Annotated in this window: 18 protein-coding genes; 11 read left to right on the top strand and 7 right to left on the bottom strand. The window is 38.0% G+C overall.

Annotated elements, in window-relative coordinates; all coding sequences use genetic code 11:
• Nucleotides 1-70 precede the first annotated feature (70 nt).
• From sigK to QZZ41_RS06315, 4 genes are all read left to right on the top strand, one after another.
• Nucleotides 71-754 (top strand): RNA polymerase sporulation sigma factor SigK, encoded by a 684-nt coding sequence (gene sigK, locus QZZ41_RS06330; RefSeq protein WP_295069587.1) that lies wholly within the window; start codon nt 71-73, stop codon nt 752-754.
• A 74-nt stretch (nt 755-828) separates the two neighbouring features.
• Nucleotides 829-1,728, top strand: a complete 900-nt coding sequence (locus QZZ41_RS06325; protein ID WP_295069585.1) for an NAD-dependent epimerase/dehydratase family protein — start codon at nt 829-831, stop codon at nt 1,726-1,728.
• A gap of 121 nt (nt 1,729-1,849) precedes the next feature.
• The gene (locus tag QZZ41_RS06320) at nt 1,850-2,851 is read left to right on the top strand and encodes a DnaD domain protein (RefSeq protein WP_295069583.1); all 1,002 of its coding nucleotides are present in this window, start codon (nt 1,850-1,852) and stop codon (nt 2,849-2,851) included.
• An 11-nt stretch (nt 2,852-2,862) separates the two neighbouring features.
• On the top strand, nt 2,863-3,825 hold the full coding sequence (locus QZZ41_RS06315) for an ATP-binding protein (RefSeq protein WP_295069581.1): 963 nt from the start codon (nt 2,863-2,865) through the stop codon (nt 3,823-3,825).
• Nucleotides 3,826-3,855: 30 nt separating this feature from the next.
• Here QZZ41_RS06315 and QZZ41_RS06310 read toward each other — a convergent pair whose 3' ends face one another.
• Nucleotides 3,856-5,130, bottom strand: a complete 1,275-nt coding sequence (locus QZZ41_RS06310) for a hypothetical protein (RefSeq protein ID WP_295069579.1) — start codon at nt 5,128-5,130, stop codon at nt 3,856-3,858.
• Nucleotides 5,131-5,354: 224 nt separating this feature from the next.
• On the opposite strand from QZZ41_RS06310, the gene thyX reads away from it, so the two are divergent.
• From thyX to QZZ41_RS06280, 6 genes are read left to right on the top strand one after another with little or no spacing between them, the layout of a single operon-like run.
• Nucleotides 5,355-6,125: an FAD-dependent thymidylate synthase gene (thyX, locus tag QZZ41_RS06305; protein ID WP_295069577.1), complete on the top strand. Its 771-nt coding sequence runs from the start codon at nt 5,355-5,357 to the stop codon at nt 6,123-6,125.
• Nucleotides 6,126-6,139: 14 nt separating this feature from the next.
• Nucleotides 6,140-7,030, top strand: coding sequence for a phosphatidylglycerol lysyltransferase domain-containing protein (locus QZZ41_RS06300; protein ID WP_295069575.1), 891 nt, complete (start codon nt 6,140-6,142; stop codon nt 7,028-7,030).
• A 13-nt stretch (nt 7,031-7,043) separates the two neighbouring features.
• Nucleotides 7,044-7,586 carry a DJ-1 family glyoxalase III gene (locus tag QZZ41_RS06295; RefSeq protein ID WP_295069573.1) on the top strand — a complete coding sequence of 181 codons (543 nt, stop codon included), beginning with the start codon at nt 7,044-7,046 and terminating at the stop codon, nt 7,584-7,586.
• A gap of 1 nt (nt 7,587) precedes the next feature.
• Entirely contained in the window at nt 7,588-8,148 is a 561-nt protein-coding gene (locus tag QZZ41_RS06290) for a 5-formyltetrahydrofolate cyclo-ligase (protein ID WP_242872795.1), read from the top strand.
• Complete coding sequence (gene mltG / locus QZZ41_RS06285; protein ID WP_295069571.1) at nt 8,141-9,613, top strand: endolytic transglycosylase MltG; 1,473 nt, start codon at nt 8,141-8,143, stop codon at nt 9,611-9,613. Before QZZ41_RS06290 ends, mltG begins: the two co-directional genes overlap by 8 nt.
• On the top strand, nt 9,613-10,830 hold the full coding sequence (locus QZZ41_RS06280) for a U32 family peptidase (RefSeq protein ID WP_295069569.1): 1,218 nt from the start codon (nt 9,613-9,615) through the stop codon (nt 10,828-10,830). The genes mltG and QZZ41_RS06280 overlap by 1 nt, the downstream gene beginning before the upstream one ends.
• A 36-nt stretch (nt 10,831-10,866) precedes the next feature.
• Here QZZ41_RS06280 and QZZ41_RS06275 read toward each other — a convergent pair whose 3' ends face one another.
• The 5 genes from QZZ41_RS06275 to QZZ41_RS06255 all read right to left on the bottom strand — a co-directional run bounded on the left by QZZ41_RS06275 (nt 10,867) and on the right by QZZ41_RS06255 (nt 15,406).
• Nucleotides 10,867-11,259 carry a hypothetical protein gene (locus QZZ41_RS06275; protein WP_295069567.1) on the bottom strand — a complete coding sequence of 131 codons (393 nt, stop codon included), beginning with the start codon at nt 11,257-11,259 and terminating at the stop codon, nt 10,867-10,869.
• Nucleotides 11,260-11,270: 11 nt separating this feature from the next.
• Nucleotides 11,271-11,846 carry a hypothetical protein gene (locus tag QZZ41_RS06270; protein WP_295069565.1) on the bottom strand — a complete coding sequence of 192 codons (576 nt, stop codon included), beginning with the start codon at nt 11,844-11,846 and terminating at the stop codon, nt 11,271-11,273.
• Nucleotides 11,833-12,360 carry a MotA/TolQ/ExbB proton channel family protein gene (locus QZZ41_RS06265; RefSeq protein WP_295069563.1) on the bottom strand — a complete coding sequence of 176 codons (528 nt, stop codon included), beginning with the start codon at nt 12,358-12,360 and terminating at the stop codon, nt 11,833-11,835. The genes QZZ41_RS06270 and QZZ41_RS06265 overlap by 14 nt, the downstream gene beginning before the upstream one ends.
• Before the next feature lie 103 nt (nt 12,361-12,463).
• Nucleotides 12,464-13,516, bottom strand: coding sequence for a lysylphosphatidylglycerol synthase transmembrane domain-containing protein (locus QZZ41_RS06260; RefSeq protein ID WP_295069561.1), 1,053 nt, complete (start codon nt 13,514-13,516; stop codon nt 12,464-12,466).
• A gap of 186 nt (nt 13,517-13,702) precedes the next feature.
• Entirely contained in the window at nt 13,703-15,406 is a 1,704-nt protein-coding gene (locus QZZ41_RS06255; protein ID WP_295069559.1) for a bifunctional diguanylate cyclase/phosphodiesterase, read from the bottom strand.
• 208 nt (nt 15,407-15,614) lie between these two features.
• On the opposite strand from QZZ41_RS06255, the gene surE reads away from it, so the two are divergent.
• Nucleotides 15,615-16,328: a 5'/3'-nucleotidase SurE gene (gene surE / locus QZZ41_RS06250; RefSeq protein ID WP_295069558.1), complete on the top strand. Its 714-nt coding sequence runs from the start codon at nt 15,615-15,617 to the stop codon at nt 16,326-16,328.
• A gap of 31 nt (nt 16,329-16,359) precedes the next feature.
• On the opposite strand, the gene asnB is transcribed toward surE, so the two are convergent.
• A complete protein-coding gene (gene asnB / locus QZZ41_RS06245; RefSeq protein WP_295069556.1) occupies nt 16,360-17,898 on the bottom strand; it encodes an asparagine synthase (glutamine-hydrolyzing) in 1,539 nt (512 codons plus the stop codon).
• Nucleotides 17,899-17,912: the final 14 nt, after the last annotated feature.

The raw sequence follows: 17,912 nt of genomic DNA, 5'->3' as shown, positions 1-17,912 counted from the left end.
TTTTTGTCCCCACTATATTTCCCAAGCTTTTACGCATATTATTCTCTATATCACATTGGAGGTAATTCATATGCTGACCGAACTTTTAAGGAGCTTATTATTCTTCGCACTTCACATTGACAATACTTCTGTATTTCCTAAGCCTTTATCCCCAAAAGAAGAAAAAGAGTATTTCTATAAAATGTCAAACGGGGATACATCTGCACGTTCAAAGTTAATTGAACATAACCTTAGGCTTGTGGCACATATTGTAAAGAAATACGCTTCTACCTCCGACGAACAGGATGAGCTTATTTCCGTAGGAACTGTGGGATTAATAAAAGCAGTATCAACTTTTAACTATACAAAAGGTGCGAAATTCTCAACTTACGCAAGTAGATGCATCGAAAATGAAATTCTCATGCAATACCGTGCCGCCAAAAAGTCCGCAGGAGATATTTATATAAACGAGCCTATTGAAACAGATAAAGACGGAAATTCACTAACTCTAATGGATCTGATAGATGACGGAACTGATATACACGAACAAGTGGATATCATGATACGCTCTCGGCAACTATACAGCTTTCTGAAAAAATGTCTTGACCCACGTGAATTCGATATAATTGTGTATAGATACGGGCTATACGGAACATCGCCCCATACGCAAAACGAAACTGCCGATAAACTCGGTATATCAAGGTCATACGTTTCAAGACTCGAAAAGAAATCTATCAGCAAATTAAAGAAAATGTTTGAAAGTAATACGCTGTAAAGTAACACGATAATATATTGTACTTACACAAAATCTATGATATAATTTAAGTAACTTATTTTAGGAGGAAGTACATGAATATTCTTGTAACAGGCGGAACAGTTTTCGCCAGCAGATATACTGCTGAATATTTTTCTAAACGTGGCAACACTGTATATGTGTTAAACCGTGGCAGCAAACCACAGTCCCAAAATGTTATTCCTATAATCGGCGACAGAAAAAATCTTGGTAACATTCTGAAACTATATCATTTCGATGCAGTTATAGATGTAACAGCCTATAATTCAGAAGATGTCGAATTGCTCCTAAACGGTTTGGAAAGCTTTGATAAATACATTCTTATAAGTTCAAGTGCAGTATATCCCGAAACATTACCGCAGCCTTTCTATGAAACAATGGAGGTCGGACCAAACTCAATATGGGGTAAATACGGTACAGATAAAATCGCAGCCGAAAACGCCTTATTGCAGAAATGCCCTGACGTATATATTATCAGACCGCCTTATCTTTGCGGACCTATGAATAATCTTTACCGCGAAGCTTTTGTTTTTGAATGTGCAGAACAAGACAGACCGTTCTATCTTCCTGAAGACGGCAGTATGAAGCTTCAATTCTCACATATAGGTGATATGTGCAGACTAATCGAAAAAATTCTTGTTACAGATGTAAAAGAACACATTTTCAATACAGGATATCCTGTTCCTGTAAGTATTAAAGAATGGGTATCACTTTGTTATTCGATCGTTGGCAAAACGCCGATATTTAAGAATGTAGGAGCTGAAATAGCGCAGAGAAGCTATTTCCCCTTTTACAAATATGAGTATATTTTAAATGTTGACCGAATGAGCAGCATACTTCCTGATCTTACTCCATTAAGCGATTCTCTCAGAGAATCATATGAATGGTTTATTAACAACCGCGAATTGATAGTAAGAAAGCCTCTTATAGAATATATCGAAAAAAATCTTGCTTGATAAAACTTGATCATAATAAAAGTGCACTATTTGCTTATCGTTTGATTGTATAATTTGTACAGTGACAACTCTCCAAAAATATGTTATAATGTTTTTTACAGTGTTTTTGGAGGTGTATTCGTTGGAATATAAAGTTAACTGCGGCATATGGGGAGCTATGTTCGGCGTTCCCGTTATTGTTGCCGACAATTTTCTCAAACTCGCTACAGGTGATCAGATCAAAGTTCTTCTGTATCTTTTGAGATGTTCAGGTAAAATCTGTACGAGTGAGGATATATCAGCGAATACAGGTGTTACTGTTCAAGCCGCAGAAGATGCTGTACTTTTCTGGCAGCAAGCTAATGTTATAACTCCTCAAGGAACTATTTCTCAAACAGTATCCAATCCGATTATGGTACAGCCTCAGCAGCCAGAGCCGCTGAACACAACATCTCAGTCTGCTTCACAGCAACAGTCCACAGCTGTTAAACTCCCTGACCATAAGATTAATCTCAGCGGAGGCGAGATCGCAGCGATAATGCAGGACTCTCAGGATATAAGAGATCTTTTCAAAGTTGCTGAGTCAATTATAGGCACACTGAAAAACAGTCAAATGAATTCGATAATCTGGATGTATGATCATCTCGGTTTAAAAAAGGAAGTTATCATTATCCTTCTTACCTACTGTGCTTCAATTGAAAAAACAAACACAGCTTATGTTGAAAAAATCGCTTCCGCATGGGCTGAAAATGATATCAACACTATGGAAGCTGCACAAGACGAAATTCAAAAACGTAACGCCACAAAAGACTACATACTCAGCATTATGAAAAAATTTGAAATGAACAGACGACCTACTGCAAAGCAGGCTGAGTTCATAGAACAGTGGAAAAGCGCAGGTTTCCAGCTTGAACTCATACACTATGCATACGAAAAAACTATCGAACAGATAAACAAATTAAGCTTCGATTATATAAACAAAATACTTCTTTCATGGCGTGACAGCGGTTTTATGACAGTACAAGACGTAAAAAATGCCGAAAGTGATTTCAAAAAGAATAAAAAAGGAAATCCTTCCAAAAAAGACATCAAAGACACAGATATGGAAGGATATGAATCAATTATAAATCAGTTCTTATACTGAGGAGGTAGAAAATGGACAGCTCTATTTTTGATAAAGCTCAGTCTATATTAACAAACAGACGTATGAAAGCTGTCAGCGAAAACGAGCAGCGAATAAGTGAAGTAAACAGCAAAATACCTCAGATACGCGAGATAAATGAAGTACTTTTCAATACAGGAAAAGAGCTTATTTCTATTATATCTAACAACAAAGGCAAAGATGTTACAGATAAGATTGAACAGTTAAAACAGTATAATCTCGGTGCGCAGGCAATGTCACGAAAAATTCTCGCTGAACACGGTTATCCCGAAGATTATCTTGATATGCACTATACCTGCCCCAAGTGTTGTGATACAGGATATAACGGCAATAAATTCTGTGAATGCTTACGTAGTCTTTGTGGAAAGATCGCAGCTGACGAGCTTAATAAAAGTTCACAGCTAAAACTTTCAAGCTTTGAAGGATTTTCACTTTCTTACTATTCCGGCGAAAACTATCTGGCTATGAAGAAAATATTGGAATATACCATGCAGTATGCCTCAACTTTTTCTCCCAACTCAAAAAGTATACTCATGTTTGGTCAGACAGGTCTTGGCAAAACACATCTTTCACTTGCTATAGCCAATAAAGTTCTGGAAAAGGGCTACAGTGTCATATATGACTCTGCTATAAACATTCTAAGGAACATCGAAAAAGAACATTTCAGCTATGAACATTCATCTGAAATGATAGATCTTGTAATGAATACCGATCTGCTTATTCTCGATGATATGGGCACAGAATATGAATCACAGTTTTACAATGCAACTATCTATAACATCATCAATACACGTCTTAACTGCGGTAAACCCTCGATAATAAGCACTAACCTGGACCTTGCAGGTATCGCACGAAGATACGACAAACGAGTAGTTTCACGTATCGTTTCTATGTATTCATGTCTCGAATTCAAGGGCGAAGATGTCAGATTACAGATAAGAAAAAACAGCATATAAAAAGGCTGCCTTTACGGCAGCCTTATTTTTTTATTCTGTTTCAAGATCAAGCTTGAACGGTGAATATCTGCTATATGCAGTAGTATTCTTACTAACAGATAAACTCTCGGAAATCCCCTTCATCATATCCTGGAAATCCTTATAATAACGCTCACTAAGGAGAGAATCTATCTGATCCTTGCTCCAAAGATCATCCTCTGTCATTCTTTCCTTGATATCAGCCTTGATAACTATATAGATCGTATCATCATCATACTGATACTTTTCAGCCTTATAATTATCCAGCTTGTTGAACAGATAATCATTGTAATCCTGCTGTGATTTCTTAGCAGCTTCCTGTTCAGCCGACAATGTAGTAGTTGTAGCTGTGTCATCATTATTCTCTTCAGCAACTGTAGTTGTATACTTTGTTACAAGTACTTCATTTGCATGAGGATCAGTTGTCGTAGTAGTTGTGCTTGCATCGGTAGTAGTTGTCGTTGTAGTTGTAGTTGTTGTGGTTACTGTCTCCCCTGCTTCCTTAGCAGCTTCTTCAGCAGCCTTTGCTGCACGCTCTTCAACATACTTGTTGTATTCTTCCTCACACTCATCTATCTTCTTGAGTTTCTTATCATTCGAACTCTGAGAATTGATATCCTTAACGTACTCATCAGCCATTTTGTTAAGTGTACGCTTCTCATCAGCACCGTACTGCTCACCATTTTCATCAACAAGGCTTATAGTGAAATACTTTACTCTCGTAGTCTTGTCCTGATAATATTCCTTCAATTCGCTTTCCGAACATCCTTTTTCAGCATCAATTCCATAATAATGCTTGAAAATTGCCTCTGTCTTGAATGAATTCTCAACTATCTTTCTGAGAGATTCTTCACCAACGCCGTTTGCGGAAAGAGTAGAATTAGAACTGCTTTGAGCAAGGTATTCCTTGACCTGTTGCAGTTCATCAGCAGTAAGCTCGCCGCCTATCTTTTCAAATTCCTTTTCGCTTGCAACAAAATCTCTGCAAGCCTCAGTTGCCTGATCCTGTATCCAATCCACTGCATCTTTCGACTGGATAGTTGCCTTCTTGACATCCTCTAAGGAAGGCATCTGACCATTCTGTGAGTACAGCTCATACTGTGCAGTATTATAAGCATATATCTCATTATAAATAAATACGCCTGCGGGTACTTCATATCCATCAACAGTAAGAGCTGTCTGAGAGCTCTTTCCGAATGTAATTGCCTCAGGTGCGCTACAGCTTGCAGAAGCAGCAGCAAGTGCGAATGCCGCAGCAGCTGCAGCAAACTTATTAAACTTATTCATCTGTAAATTCCTCCGATATAATTGTAGATTCCAGATACTGTTTTATTATACTACATTTTTTTTATTTTGTCCATAGTAAAATGAAAAATTTTTTCTATTTATCACCAAACCACCTTATTAAATAAATTATCTTAAATATTTTTATGTTATTTCCTTGACTTAATGACAAATAAATGATACAATAATTGTATATGCTTTATTTTAAATAAGGAAGGTGTCCTGTTTTGAAGGTAAAACTCCTGTCACATACTCCTGATCCCGAAAGACTTGTTGCAACAGCAGCAAAGCTCTGTTACTCAAGCAGCGATATTGAGTCACTCAGAGACGGACTCACAGATGAAAAAACCGAAAGTTTCATTGATATGCTTGCGTCCATAGGACACGAAAGCGTCATGGAACACGTTTCGTTTACTTTTGGAATTGAAGGTGTATCAAGAGCTTGTACTCATCAGCTTGTCAGACATCGTATTGCTTCGTATTCACAGAAGAGTCAGAGATACGTAAACGAGAATGGATTTGAGTTTATAACACCTCCTGCTATCGAGGAACTTCCCGAGGCAAAATCGGAGTACGACAGAGTTATTGCTGAAATAACTGACAGCTACGCAAAGATCGCCGAACTCCTTACCGAAAAGCATACAAAGGAATTGATCGCACAGAGGCTTGATGAAAAAACAGCTCGTTCAAAGGCATCAAAGCTTGCAAATGAGGATGCTCGTTTCATACTCCCCAATGCCTGTGAGACAAAAATTGTCGTTACAATGAATGTACGATCTCTTTTTAATTTTTTCCACCACCGTTGCTGCAACCGAGCACAGTGGGAGATAAGAGCCGTAGCTAATGAAATGCTAAGACAATGCCTTGAAGTAGCACCTCATATCTTTTCTCATGCAGGTCCTTCATGCGTTTCAAGTGGAAAATGTCCTGAGGGCAAAATGACCTGCGGAAGAATAAACGAAGTCAAAGAGTACTTCTCTTCTTTGAAAAAGAACTAATATCAGGTGATATAATGCTTGAATTCAGAGATATTGCCATAACCGACAGGGAACGTATCACCGCTGCACTGAGCAAATCACAGTTTATGGGCTGCGAATACAGCTTTGCCAATAATATGGCGTGGAAAAGACTTGGCGATTCGCAAATATCTTTTTATAAGGATTTTTATATATGCTGTTCGTTCAGATCAAAAGACGGTATCCCCCGTTTCTTTTTTCCGTCAGGCGAAGGTGATTACTGTGAAGTTATTTCGGAAATGAAGGCTTATTCCGAAAAGCTCGGGAAGCCTTTAAGAGTTGCAGGAATTACAGAAAAAACGCTTCAAATGCTAAATGAAGTTTTTCCTGACAGTTTCTCGGTATCGACCGATGACGGCGACTGGGATTACATATATAATACTCAGGATCTGATAACTCTTTCGGGCAGAAAATATCATGGAAAGCGCAATCATCTTGCACATTTCAGCAAGCTTGATGCTGAGTTCAAAATGATGACAGAAAATGACTTTAACGACTGCATCACTTTCAGTACTATTGAGTACAATAACAGAAATGAAGAACACGATCATTCATATATAGCCGAACAATACGCTATAAACACATATTTCACCTACTTCCATGAACTTGGACTTAAAGGTGGAGTTATACGTATCGGTGGTGAAGTAGCTGCTTTCACTATCGGAGATCAGCTTAATAATGAAACATTCTGTGTTCATATTGAAAAAGCAGATACAAAATATGACGGCATCTATACAGGCATAAACAATTGCTTCGCTAAAGAAGCTGCCGCTCAATATAAATATATCAATCGTGAGGAAGATCTTGGGATAGAAGGACTGCGCAAAGCAAAGCAGTCATATCACCCTGCTTTTCTTCTGAAAAAATGTATTGTAACTTTTAAATGAAAGGATAAAGAAAATGATCTACGTCTTTCTTGCAAACGGATTTGAAGAGACAGAAGCTATTGCACCTATCGACCTGCTCAGACGTGCAGGCAAAAATGTCATAACTGTAGGTGTAGGCGATAATATAATCACAGGTTCACACGGTATCCCTGTTGTTACCGATACAATTGCTCAGGAAGCTCCTCTTACAGATGAACTTGAAATGATCGTTCTCCCCGGAGGTATGCCGGGTACACTTAATCTCGAAAAGTCTGAATATGTTCAGGCTGCCATTGATTACTGTGTTTCAAACAATAAATACATCGGTGCTATATGTGCTGCTCCTTCAATACTCGGACACAAAGGACTTCTCAAAGGCAAGACCGCAGTATGCTATGAGGGATTTGAAACTCAGCTCGACGGCGCAAACATCGGAAACGACGGAGTTGCTGAAGACGGTATCTTTATTACCGCAAGAGGCGCAGGTGTTGCCGTTGATTTTGGTTTAAAACTTGTTGAAAAATGTCATTCAAAGGCTGAAAGCCAAAGACAGCGAAATGCTATTTTATGTGACTGATATGGATAATAAAAAAGAACTTAGAAAAGAATATTCCCATCTTCGAGCGGAAATACGTGATAAAGTCTCGAAAGATCTTGATATCACCGAAAGACTGCTTGAAGAAGAAAAAATAGAAGAAGCCGATAATGTACTGCTTTACGCCTCTTTTGGTTCGGAAGTAGATACATATCTGCTCATAGATAAGCTTATAGAAATGGGAAAAAATGTGGCACTTCCTAAATGCGGCTCTGAGCGTTCAATGACTTTTCATCTTATTGAATCAGTTGCCGATCTTCATGAAGGTATGTACCGTATTCCCGAACCTGACAGTGCTCTCCCAAAGCCTGTTATAACCGATAAAACTGTCTGCATAATCCCTGGGCTCGCTTTTACAGAAGAAGGCGGCAGACTCGGATACGGCGGAGGATACTATGACGAGTTCATCTCTGAAAATCCCGATATTTTCACAATTGCTCTCGCTTATGAAGAACTCATTGTTAAGCAGCTTCCTCTCATGCAGCATGATCTTGTCGTAAATCTTATTGTAACTGAAGAAAGGACGGTGCTCTGCAATGGCTGATAACAATAATGATGTTATCAATGATATCCTCAATCAGCTGGATCAAGCTAAAAAATCAAGCGAAGCAGAGGCATTAAAAAAAGAAGAAGAAATAAAAGAAGAGGTCGCTGAGACAAAAGCTGAAATTCCTGTAAAAAAAGTTGTGTCTCATGCAAAAGAGCCTGAAATGGCAGTAAGAGATTCTGCCAATGTCAGAAGACAGGAAGCTGAACTTCCAAAGAATGATCGTCCTGTTCCTCCACCTGTACAGCAGGATTACATTCCTCAGAGAAATAATGCTGCCGTAAAGCGAAACAACGCTCACCATAAGAAAAAGAAGAAGAAAAGAAGCCGTTTACCGGGCGTTCTTATTCTTACGGTATTTATTTTTGCTGTTTCCATATGCCTTTCACTTGTTATCATTGCCTTTGGCAGAGATATGTTTGGCATTGGCAAGAGCGATAATACCAAGCTTATAGTTGTACCAGAAAATGCCACTACAAAGGAGATATCCGAGCTTCTTTATGATGAAGGAATCATTAATTCCCCTAAATGCTTCCAGCTCTTTACAAAATTCAGAAAGTCAGCTGACGTATATCTTGCAGGCGAGCATTTTGTAAGTCCGAGCATGGCATATGAAACGATCATAAACAAGCTTACGAGCGTTGAGGAAGAGTCACAGAAGGAAGCAGTATCAATAACTTTCTATGAGGGTATAAACCTTTATGAAGCAGCTGAACTGCTCGATGACGAAGGTGTCTGCAAGGCTGACGATTTCCTCTTCAATTTCAATGCATCAGATTATGGATTTGATTTTGAAAAGTATCTTTCAAAAGATACAAATACTCTGAAGTTTACTGAAACACGTATGGAAGGATATCTCTTCCCCGATACTTATACTTTTACTAAAGATATGGATCCGGAAGAAGTATGCCAGAAGATATATTTCAACTTCAATCAGAAAATGACCGAAGACAGATTGGAAAGAATGGCTAAGCTCAACCTTTCACTGGATCAGCTCATCACTTTTGCATCTATAGTTCAAAAGGAAGTTAATAACCGCGAGGAAATGAATCATGTTGCAAGTGTATTCTGGAACAGACTTGAACACACTGACGCAGAAACAGTAGGAATGCTTCAGTCTGACCCGACAAAGAATTACTCTGAAATAATACGTTCGCACATGGAAGTAATCAACAAGGATATAATCAATGCATATGACACATATGTAAGCAAGGGACTCCCTCCCGGAGCTATATGTAACCCAGGTTTAGAAGCTATAGATGCAGTTCTTGAAAAGATGCCTTCAGATGATTACTATTTCATTGCTAATATCTACACAGGCGAAACAAAATTTGCTAAGACTAATGATGAGCATGAGCAGAACAAGGCTATAGTACAGGCTGATCAGGAAGCTGAAAAAGAACGCCGTGAGGCAGAAGAGGCTGCCGCAGCCGCTGCTGCAGCTGAATCGGAGGAATACTGATGAACGAACTTGAAGTTCTTGCCCCTGCCGGTGATGAAGAAAGGTTTACAGCTGCTCTGAACTACGGTGCAGATGCAGTATACCTCGGAAGAAAACAGTTCGGTATGCGTGCATCACCGCTCAACTTTGATTTTGAGCAGCTATGTAAAGCTGTAGCGGCTGCTCATTCTAAAGGAGTCAAGGTCTATCTTACCTGTAATACGCTCCCGAGGAATTCTGAAATACCTTTCTTTGAAAGATTTGTAAAAGAAGCCGTAGATGCTAAAGTTGATGCGCTTATTGTAGCCGATATAGGTTTACTTATGCTTATAAAAAAGTATGCGCCTGATATGGAGATACATATCTCCACTCAGACGGGTATCGTCAACTATGTTACTGCACGCGAACTTTATAATATGGGCGCAAAGAGAGTTGTTCTTGCACGAGAGCTTTCACTTGATGAAATAGCTGAGATACGTGCAAAAACATCTTCTGATCTCGATATTGAAACATTTGTACATGGTGCAATGTGTGTTTCTTTTTCAGGCAGATGCCTGCTCTCACAGTATCTTGTAAACAGAGACGCTAACCGAGGTGAATGTGCTCAGCCTTGCCGCTGGGGCTATCACCTTATGGAAGAAAAACGCCCCGGTGAGTTCTTCCCTGTTTACGAAGATGAAAAAGGTACATATATCCTCAATTCAAAGGATATGTGTATGATTGAGCATATAGACAAGCTTGCTCAGGTAGGTGTTAAGAGTCTGAAAATAGAAGGCCGTGCAAAATCCGCATATTATGTAGCTGTTGTAACTAACGCTTACAGAATGGCTGTGGATCATTATTACAAAGATCCTGATAACTTCACCCTTCCTGAATGGATAAGAGACGAAGTATATAAGGTAAGCCACAGAAAATATTGTAACGGTTTTTTCTTCGGAACTCCCGAAGAATCACAGTACTATGAAAACAGCGGTTACATCAGAAATTATGATGTTGTTGCTGTTGTTGAAAAATGCGAAAACGGAACAGTTTACTGTACACAGCGAAATCGCTTCTTTGCAGGTGATACAGTTGAATTGCTTGCTCCTTCACAGAAACCTATAGAAATGAAGCTTGATAAGCTCTATGACGAAAATGATGAGGAAATCGAAACTGCTAATCATGCTATGATGAAATTCTCATTCAAGTCTGATATTGTCTTCCCTACAGGTACGGTTATCCGTAAAGAAACAACATAAAAGAAAGGCTGATACAATTTGTATCAGCCTTGTTTTTTACTTATCTGCCTTTTTAAAGTTATTATAGCCAAGCTCTTCAAGCTTGTCTGTAAGCTCATCGACAGTGTTTTTAGCAGCTGTATCATCAGAGGTGATAGTTATCTCTGCACTCTTATCAAGCTTGCTTATTTCAGCTACAAGCTTTTCAAGTGATAACTTCTCATTGTTATAAAGATAATCATTTCCCGATACTGTTATCTCTGCACTTTCTAACTGCTTATCCTCTACTGTAGTTGTCTCAGGTAAAGTTGTCTCACTTACAGAAGTATCGTTATTCTTACCTTTTTCTGACTCCTTGCCAAATCCGCCAAAGCCTTTAAAATGTAAAAACGCCCATATAGCCAAAGCTATTATTGCAACTAATAATAAAAAACCTAAAAATTTCTTCATTTCTATTTACCTCACTTTGATATATTAATAGATGTAAAATATAAACCTTTATAATCACGCTGTAAGCTTATAAAAGCATCTTCAATAATTGGGACAGCTTTAGCAGTACCATAAGAACTGCCGTCATATGTAAAAGTAGCGATTATAACATCATCTCTTTCAAAGCCTGCTTTTTTTATTGACTCTTTAAGCTTGTCTTTCAACTTATATTGATCGTCTGAACTGATCTCATTAAGCTTTTTATTTCCTGATAAAACACTTAATGACCATACATTACCGCTTTCAACTTCATGAAGATTAAAAGCAAGACCACTTCCGTCATTGTATGCACTCAAAGCCTCCTGATTTGCAGCTGCATTTGAATCAGCAGTCAGAATTCGCTCCCATTCCTGTGAAGCTTTCTCACGCCATTCCTGCTGTTCCCTTTCATTCTCTGCCTGCATCTCTGTATATGAAGCTTCTGCTGCTTTTGCTTTTTCTGATACATTTTCAACGTCAATCGAACTGTATAGAACAAAGAAAAATAGAATTATCATAGTAACATCAAGAAGCGATGTAAAATCAAGAATTATTTCACGTATCTTCATTATAATCGTATCCTCGACGTTTCTGAGACTGGTCAATACCACTCTTCCTGAGTTTCTTTATAAGAGCCAGATGACGCTGTATAAGATCTTCAACATCTGAGAAAAAAATCGAATTGATTATTTTAAAGGTAATAGCGAATATTATTCCCCATGTTGTAGATGTAAGAGCATCAAAGAAACTGCTTTTCGCATTGCTGATAGCCTCTGCATTTGTCATATCAAGTCCAAGCAGAGCAAAAACCGTTCCAAGCATACCCAGCAAAGGGAAAATAGATATCAGTGTTATAAAAAAGGTATAATAAAAATTGATCTTTCTGTAGTTATCGAAAATCTTATCAATTTTATCAACATTATACGGATCGTCACTTGTTGCTTCCCAATCATATATTTCGTTATCAACGGACTTTCTGCATTGTTTTACTTTATAACATACAATAGCTGTAACTACAGCAGCAATACCTATATAAAGATCAGATGAAAAAATACTTTGCAATAACTTAGCAATAATACTCATATTATCACCTCTTTTTTATTATACAGCATTAAATTACAAATTGCAAGTATATTTGACAAAAATCCATAAATAAAAAACTCCGCTAAAAAGCGGAGCTGAACTTTTATTCCTTTTTGATTTTTTCTTTTTTTAATCTTATGATACGATCTGCCAATGTAACAAATGCGCCAACAAACAGCACAAGATAGAAAGTAAGTCCGCGGCTGATAAGCATTGCAGGCTTTACAAGACCTATCCCGAATATTTCTGTAAATGCAAGCAGGAAACAGCCTTCTGATATACCAGCAGCTCCCGGCAGAGGAAGCATTTCTACAGCAACTGCTATCATTATCTGTAGCGTTATGATATCAATATAACTTGTAGTACTCAGACCATAAGCACGATAAACTATCCATGTAACTGTAAATAGTAAAAGCCTTTGTATAAACGTAAGAACGAAAACTTTAAGAACGACCGAAAGGTTTTTCTTTATATAGTCTGAGCCCATAGCATATGTATCACATATTCCTATAAGCTTTTCTGTATATTTTTCTTTATTTTTACGTTTGAGTATCCTTATCTTTGTAAGAAGTCCAACTACTTTTATACCAAGAGCTCTTGCCCATATCGGTTTCATGAATATAAGGATCAATGCGGCAATAAAAGAAAGATTCAATACAAATCCCAATACTATCAGCCACTTCATATCCAAAGCATATTTTGCAACAACATCGTAATTGAATGCAAGGAAACCAATTCCCATAAGAATAAGCACCGATTTGTAAGCAATAGTTATGAGCAGCATTATAAGCGTGGAATAACCTATATTGATCTTATCCTTCTTCATATGATACATCTGTACAGGTTGACCACCTGTGGAAGAAGGCGTTATATAACAGAAAAAGAATCCAATAAATGAATACTTCAGACACTTCCAAAAACTGATCTTTTGATTAAGGACTCGAAGCATATAGTGTATTATGACAGACTCTCCTGAAACAAACAGTAAAGCAGCAACTGCGCCGACAGCGATCCACATAGGATTTGCCATACGTATATCACGGATTATTTCCGTAAGTTCCTGTTCCTTGAAAATAACGTGCAGTGTAAAAAAAGTAATTACGAGAATAAGTCCTATATTCAAAGCGTATTTTAGTATTTTTTTTATTAATGTCACCCCCACTGCATTAGGATCTATGTTTAGTAACTCAACTTAAATTATAACACATCATACTACCTTTGTCAATACAAAACGTAATAACGCATATAAAAATAACAATTCGCTTCATTTATACATTTATATGACAAATTCTTTTCAAAAGAAATACGCCTTCTTTTCAGAAGGCGTTTTATGATATTTCACTTAATCGGGTGCACCGCTATCAATTACGTAATGATGCGTTATAAGTCTGTTCTCAAATTCATCAAGGGGCAACGGTCTGTCGAAATAATACCCCTGTGCAAACACACACTGATTATTTTTCAGTATTTCAACTTGCCTCTTTGTTTCAACTCCCTCTGCTACACATTCCAGACCAAGCTCTTTCGCCATGCCTACAACATACTTGAACATGACATTTCTTGTACTCTGCGAGTTTTCCTCATCAAGCGGCAAAAAGCTTCTGTCGACCTTGAGCACATTCCACGGAACTTCACGAATAAGATTTAGCGATGAATAACCCATTCCAAAATCATCGACTGAAGTACATATTCCTGCCTGCTGGAGTCCGCTTACAACACGTTTAAGATCGCGGAATTCCACGTCAGTCGTAGTTTCGGTAAGCTCTATCTCAATATAATTATGAGGAACATTATTCCTATCGACGATCTCGATAATATGATCGAGCAGATCAACATCCATCATGTGCTTTCTTGAAAGGTTAACTGAAACACGCACGACCTTACGTCCTTCATCAAGCCAGCGTCGAATGTCTTTACAAACATTGTCAAGCATATAAAAGTCCAACTGGCAAATATCCGTATTGTATTCAAGTACAGGGATAAATTCCATAGGCGGTATGATCTTTCCATCCTTGAACCATCTGCACAATGCTTCTGCACCGACCAGTTCCCCTGTCTGTATATCGATCTTTGGCTGATAGAATACTTTAAATTCCTTATTTTTAAGCGCAATTGGAAAAAGCTGCTGTATCTTCATACGTTTTTCCTTGCCGATCTCCATTTTATCATCAAAGAAAACGATACTGTCTTTGCCGCCTATTTTTGCAGCTTGAGATGAAGATAATATCCTATCCATGATATCTCCGGGAGTTTCATACACAAATTCATCTGTTATACGAAAAACACCTGTGCTTGCTGAAACCATAATACGCTTCTGATTGTTATTATCATAAACGACAGGAACACCTTTTACGATCTTTAAAATATCATCAAGGAGCTCATCTTTGAATACGGATACAAAATTATCTCCGCCAACACGGCACACGATTCCATTATCGCCAACAATATTCTCTATCATATTAAAAAAGTTTCGCATAGCGATATCGCCGTTATTTCGGCCGATCTCACGATTTATAAGAGTGAAATGCCTCAGATTATAATAAATTGCTGTATGACCGCTGAGAATTCCCTTTTCATCGAGATTTTCGATATATCTTATAAACGATCGAACATTTCTGTAACCGTACTCATCATAAAAAGTAAACTTCTCGACTACGTTCTGAAGTCTATTACGGCTTATAAAGCTTAAAACCGTACGCATAACCAGATCCACTCTCTGAACATCATCAGCTGAAAGCGGAGGTATCTTTTCACTTCTGTAAGCACTGCATTTAACAACAGCCATAGATTTAGTCACAATACGTCTGCTGATTATCTCTACACAATCCTCACCGTTATCATAGCCAACAAAGACATCACCTTTGTTAGCCTTTTCATTGCTTATATTTTGGTAAAATTCGGTTATTCCTTTTGATATCTTGAAAAATTTACATAAATCAGCTAATGCATTTTTTATTTCTTCGATATCAAAGCTTTCAACATCTGTCATCGTATATAATAAAGCATCAAATAAACGATAATATTCCAATAATTCTTCATTTCCCATTATAAACACTCCGTCCAGTTTATTTATTGAGAAAAACATTCCCCTTTAAATTAATTATACCATTTTTTAGCATTGAATTCAAGTTGTTTTTAATAATTTTTAGTAAAAATCTCCAAAAGAAAAACATTATTTTCTGTGATTGCAAGTGCTTGTGTTTTTTTCTTTTATATAGTATAATAATAGCGTATTTTATTTTGGAGGATAATCTATGCGTATTCTTATAACAAACGATGACGGTATAAATGCAGACGGCATTATAAGACTTGCAAAAACAGCTAAAGAACTCGGCGAAGTATGGGTAGTTGCTCCTCTCGAACAAAGAAGTGCTGCTTCACACAGTATTTCCCTGCATGATCATATAGACGTATATCCACATGATTTTCCAATAAACGACATCAAAGCTTTTTCATGCAGCGGAACTCCTGCCGACTGTGTCCGTGTAGGAAGTCTTAATATTATGCCATGCAAGCCTGATCTTGTACTTTCGGGCTTGAATAATGGCTATAATGTAGCATCGGATATCCAGTATTCTGCTACAGCAGGTGCAGCCTTTGAGGGAGCTTTTCAAGGTATAACTTCTATTGCCCTATCGGAAGAAGCAGACAAACTGCATGAGGTGTCAGATGAATATTTACAAAGAATACTCTCTGAACTTGCAGATAAAAAACTTGGATACGGACAAATATTCAATGTTAATTTCCCGGGATGTCCACTGACTGAATGTAAAGGAATACTTAAAGACAGAAAGGTCTCGCATGGTATGTTTTTCCGCGACCACTATATAGAACTAAAAAAACTTGAAAATGGCGGTATACGGCTTATGGTTGAGGGAGAGTATAACGAAGATGCCGAACCTGATACAGATTTCAGAGCTGTTGTGGACAAATACATATCGATCAGCATAGTAAATAATATTGGATAAAATAATCCCCTGTTTTCACAGGGGATAGTTTTTATCTCTTTACAAAGTACTCCTCATACCAAACAAGGAAAGTATAAATAGTCCATACTTTACGCCAGTTATCAGAGTTTCCGCCAACATAGTCTTTATAAATTGCGTTGATCTCATCAACATTAAAGAACTTTGCAGCCATCTCACTGTTGAATTTCTCGCGGACATCTGCATTGTATCGCTCATCAGCAAGCCATATTCTTACAGGAACAATAAATCCGAGCTTTTTCCTGAAAGCAATTTCTTCAGGAAGAACCTTTGCAGCTGCAGTTCTGAATGCAACTTTATTCTGCTCCTCGTTGACCTTATATTTTGAAGGCATACGTGAAGCGATGTCAAATATTCTTCTGTCAGTCAGCGGCATACGTATCTCAAGTCCACAGGCTGTACTCATCTTGTCAACATTAAGGTAAATATCACCTTCAAGCCATATTTGTATGTCAACATCAGACATCTTTGTAAGCGGGTCAAGACCTTCGGTCTCGTCATAGATATACTTCACAAGGTCAATAGGAAGTATACTCGGATCATAATGTTTGAGTATACGCTGCTTCTCATCTTCCTTCATAATATTGGTGTTACCAACGTAGAAAGTCTTGAGATTATCTCCATAACGCTCAGCATTGCGGTACATATTATATCCGCCGAAGAACTCATCTGCTCCTTCGCCTGAATAGCAAAGCTTTGTATGTTCTGCCGTAGCCTTACAGCCAAGTGTAAATACGATAGCAGAAGCATCACCGAGAGGCTGCTCCATATTGTACATTACAAACGGAACGATATCAAAGAAATCCTTAGGCTGAATATTAGCAACAGAGTGCTCTACGTTAAGAAGTTCCGCTGTCTTTGCAGCAACTCTTGATTCATCAAATCTTTCCTCATCGTATCCACAGGAATCAGCTCTTTTTGCATCACTCATTGCAAGAACGTATGATGAATCAACACCTCCCGAAAGGAATGACTCTGCAACTTCGTCATCGTCCTTGACCTCAGGGAAGATATTGGTCAGCGTATCGTGTATCTCATTTGCCCAATCATCGAGTGATTTGCTGTTATCAGGCTTGAATGTAGGAGTCCAGTAACGCTCTATAGTCAGCTTCCCGTCTTTAAATACCAGCCAATGACCAGGCATGAGCTTTTTTACGCCTTTAAAGAATGTATCCTCACCTGCAACATAGGTAAGTGTCATATAGATCTGGAGCATATCAACGTTCAGCTCTTTTACAAAACCTTCCTTACCGATAATACTGCTGATATTCGTACCGAAAAGCAATCTGTTATCGGCAGTTATATAGTAATAAAACGGCTTTGTACCGAACTGATCTCTTAAACAGAAATATTTATCCTCTGCATCATCGTAAAGACCAAATGCAAACATACCATAAAAATGATCAGCCATTTCCCTGCCCCATTTTTCATATGCTTTGATGATTATAGCCTTTTCACGTTCTTCACGGGAAAGTGTATTATCAATACCAAGCTCTTCGCAAAGTCCGCGCCAGTTTCTTATATGACCTCTGTAATCACAGATTTTTATCACTTTTAATTCACCTC

It is taken from the genome of Ruminococcus sp., from assembly GCF_016283395.1.
This window is presented reverse-complemented; position numbering and strand designations above follow the sequence as displayed.

Excerpts from the sequence above, each read along its gene's own strand:
- QZZ41_RS06275 (WP_295069567.1), bottom strand. The coding sequence starts at position 11,259 with ATGAAGAAATTTTTAGGTTTTTTATTATTAGTTGCAATAATAGCTTTG.
- sigK (WP_295069587.1), top strand. The coding sequence starts at position 71 with ATGCTGACCGAACTTTTAAGGAGCTTATTATTCTTCGCACTTCACATT.
- surE (WP_295069558.1), top strand. The coding sequence starts at position 15,615 with ATGCGTATTCTTATAACAAACGATGACGGTATAAATGCAGACGGCATT.
- QZZ41_RS06290 (WP_242872795.1), top strand. The coding sequence starts at position 7,588 with ATGGATAATAAAAAAGAACTTAGAAAAGAATATTCCCATCTTCGAGCG.
- QZZ41_RS06295 (WP_295069573.1), top strand. The coding sequence starts at position 7,044 with ATGATCTACGTCTTTCTTGCAAACGGATTTGAAGAGACAGAAGCTATT.
- QZZ41_RS06270 (WP_295069565.1), bottom strand. The coding sequence starts at position 11,846 with ATGAAGATACGTGAAATAATTCTTGATTTTACATCGCTTCTTGATGTT.
- QZZ41_RS06265 (WP_295069563.1), bottom strand. The coding sequence starts at position 12,360 with ATGAGTATTATTGCTAAGTTATTGCAAAGTATTTTTTCATCTGATCTT.
- QZZ41_RS06300 (WP_295069575.1), top strand. The coding sequence starts at position 6,140 with ATGCTTGAATTCAGAGATATTGCCATAACCGACAGGGAACGTATCACC.
- QZZ41_RS06255 (WP_295069559.1), bottom strand. The coding sequence starts at position 15,406 with ATGGGAAATGAAGAATTATTGGAATATTATCGTTTATTTGATGCTTTA.
- mltG (WP_295069571.1), top strand. The coding sequence starts at position 8,141 with ATGGCTGATAACAATAATGATGTTATCAATGATATCCTCAATCAGCTG.
- QZZ41_RS06325 (WP_295069585.1), top strand. The coding sequence starts at position 829 with ATGAATATTCTTGTAACAGGCGGAACAGTTTTCGCCAGCAGATATACT.
- QZZ41_RS06310 (WP_295069579.1), bottom strand. The coding sequence starts at position 5,130 with ATGAATAAGTTTAATAAGTTTGCTGCAGCTGCTGCGGCATTCGCACTT.
- QZZ41_RS06280 (WP_295069569.1), top strand. The coding sequence starts at position 9,613 with ATGAACGAACTTGAAGTTCTTGCCCCTGCCGGTGATGAAGAAAGGTTT.
- QZZ41_RS06315 (WP_295069581.1), top strand. The coding sequence starts at position 2,863 with ATGGACAGCTCTATTTTTGATAAAGCTCAGTCTATATTAACAAACAGA.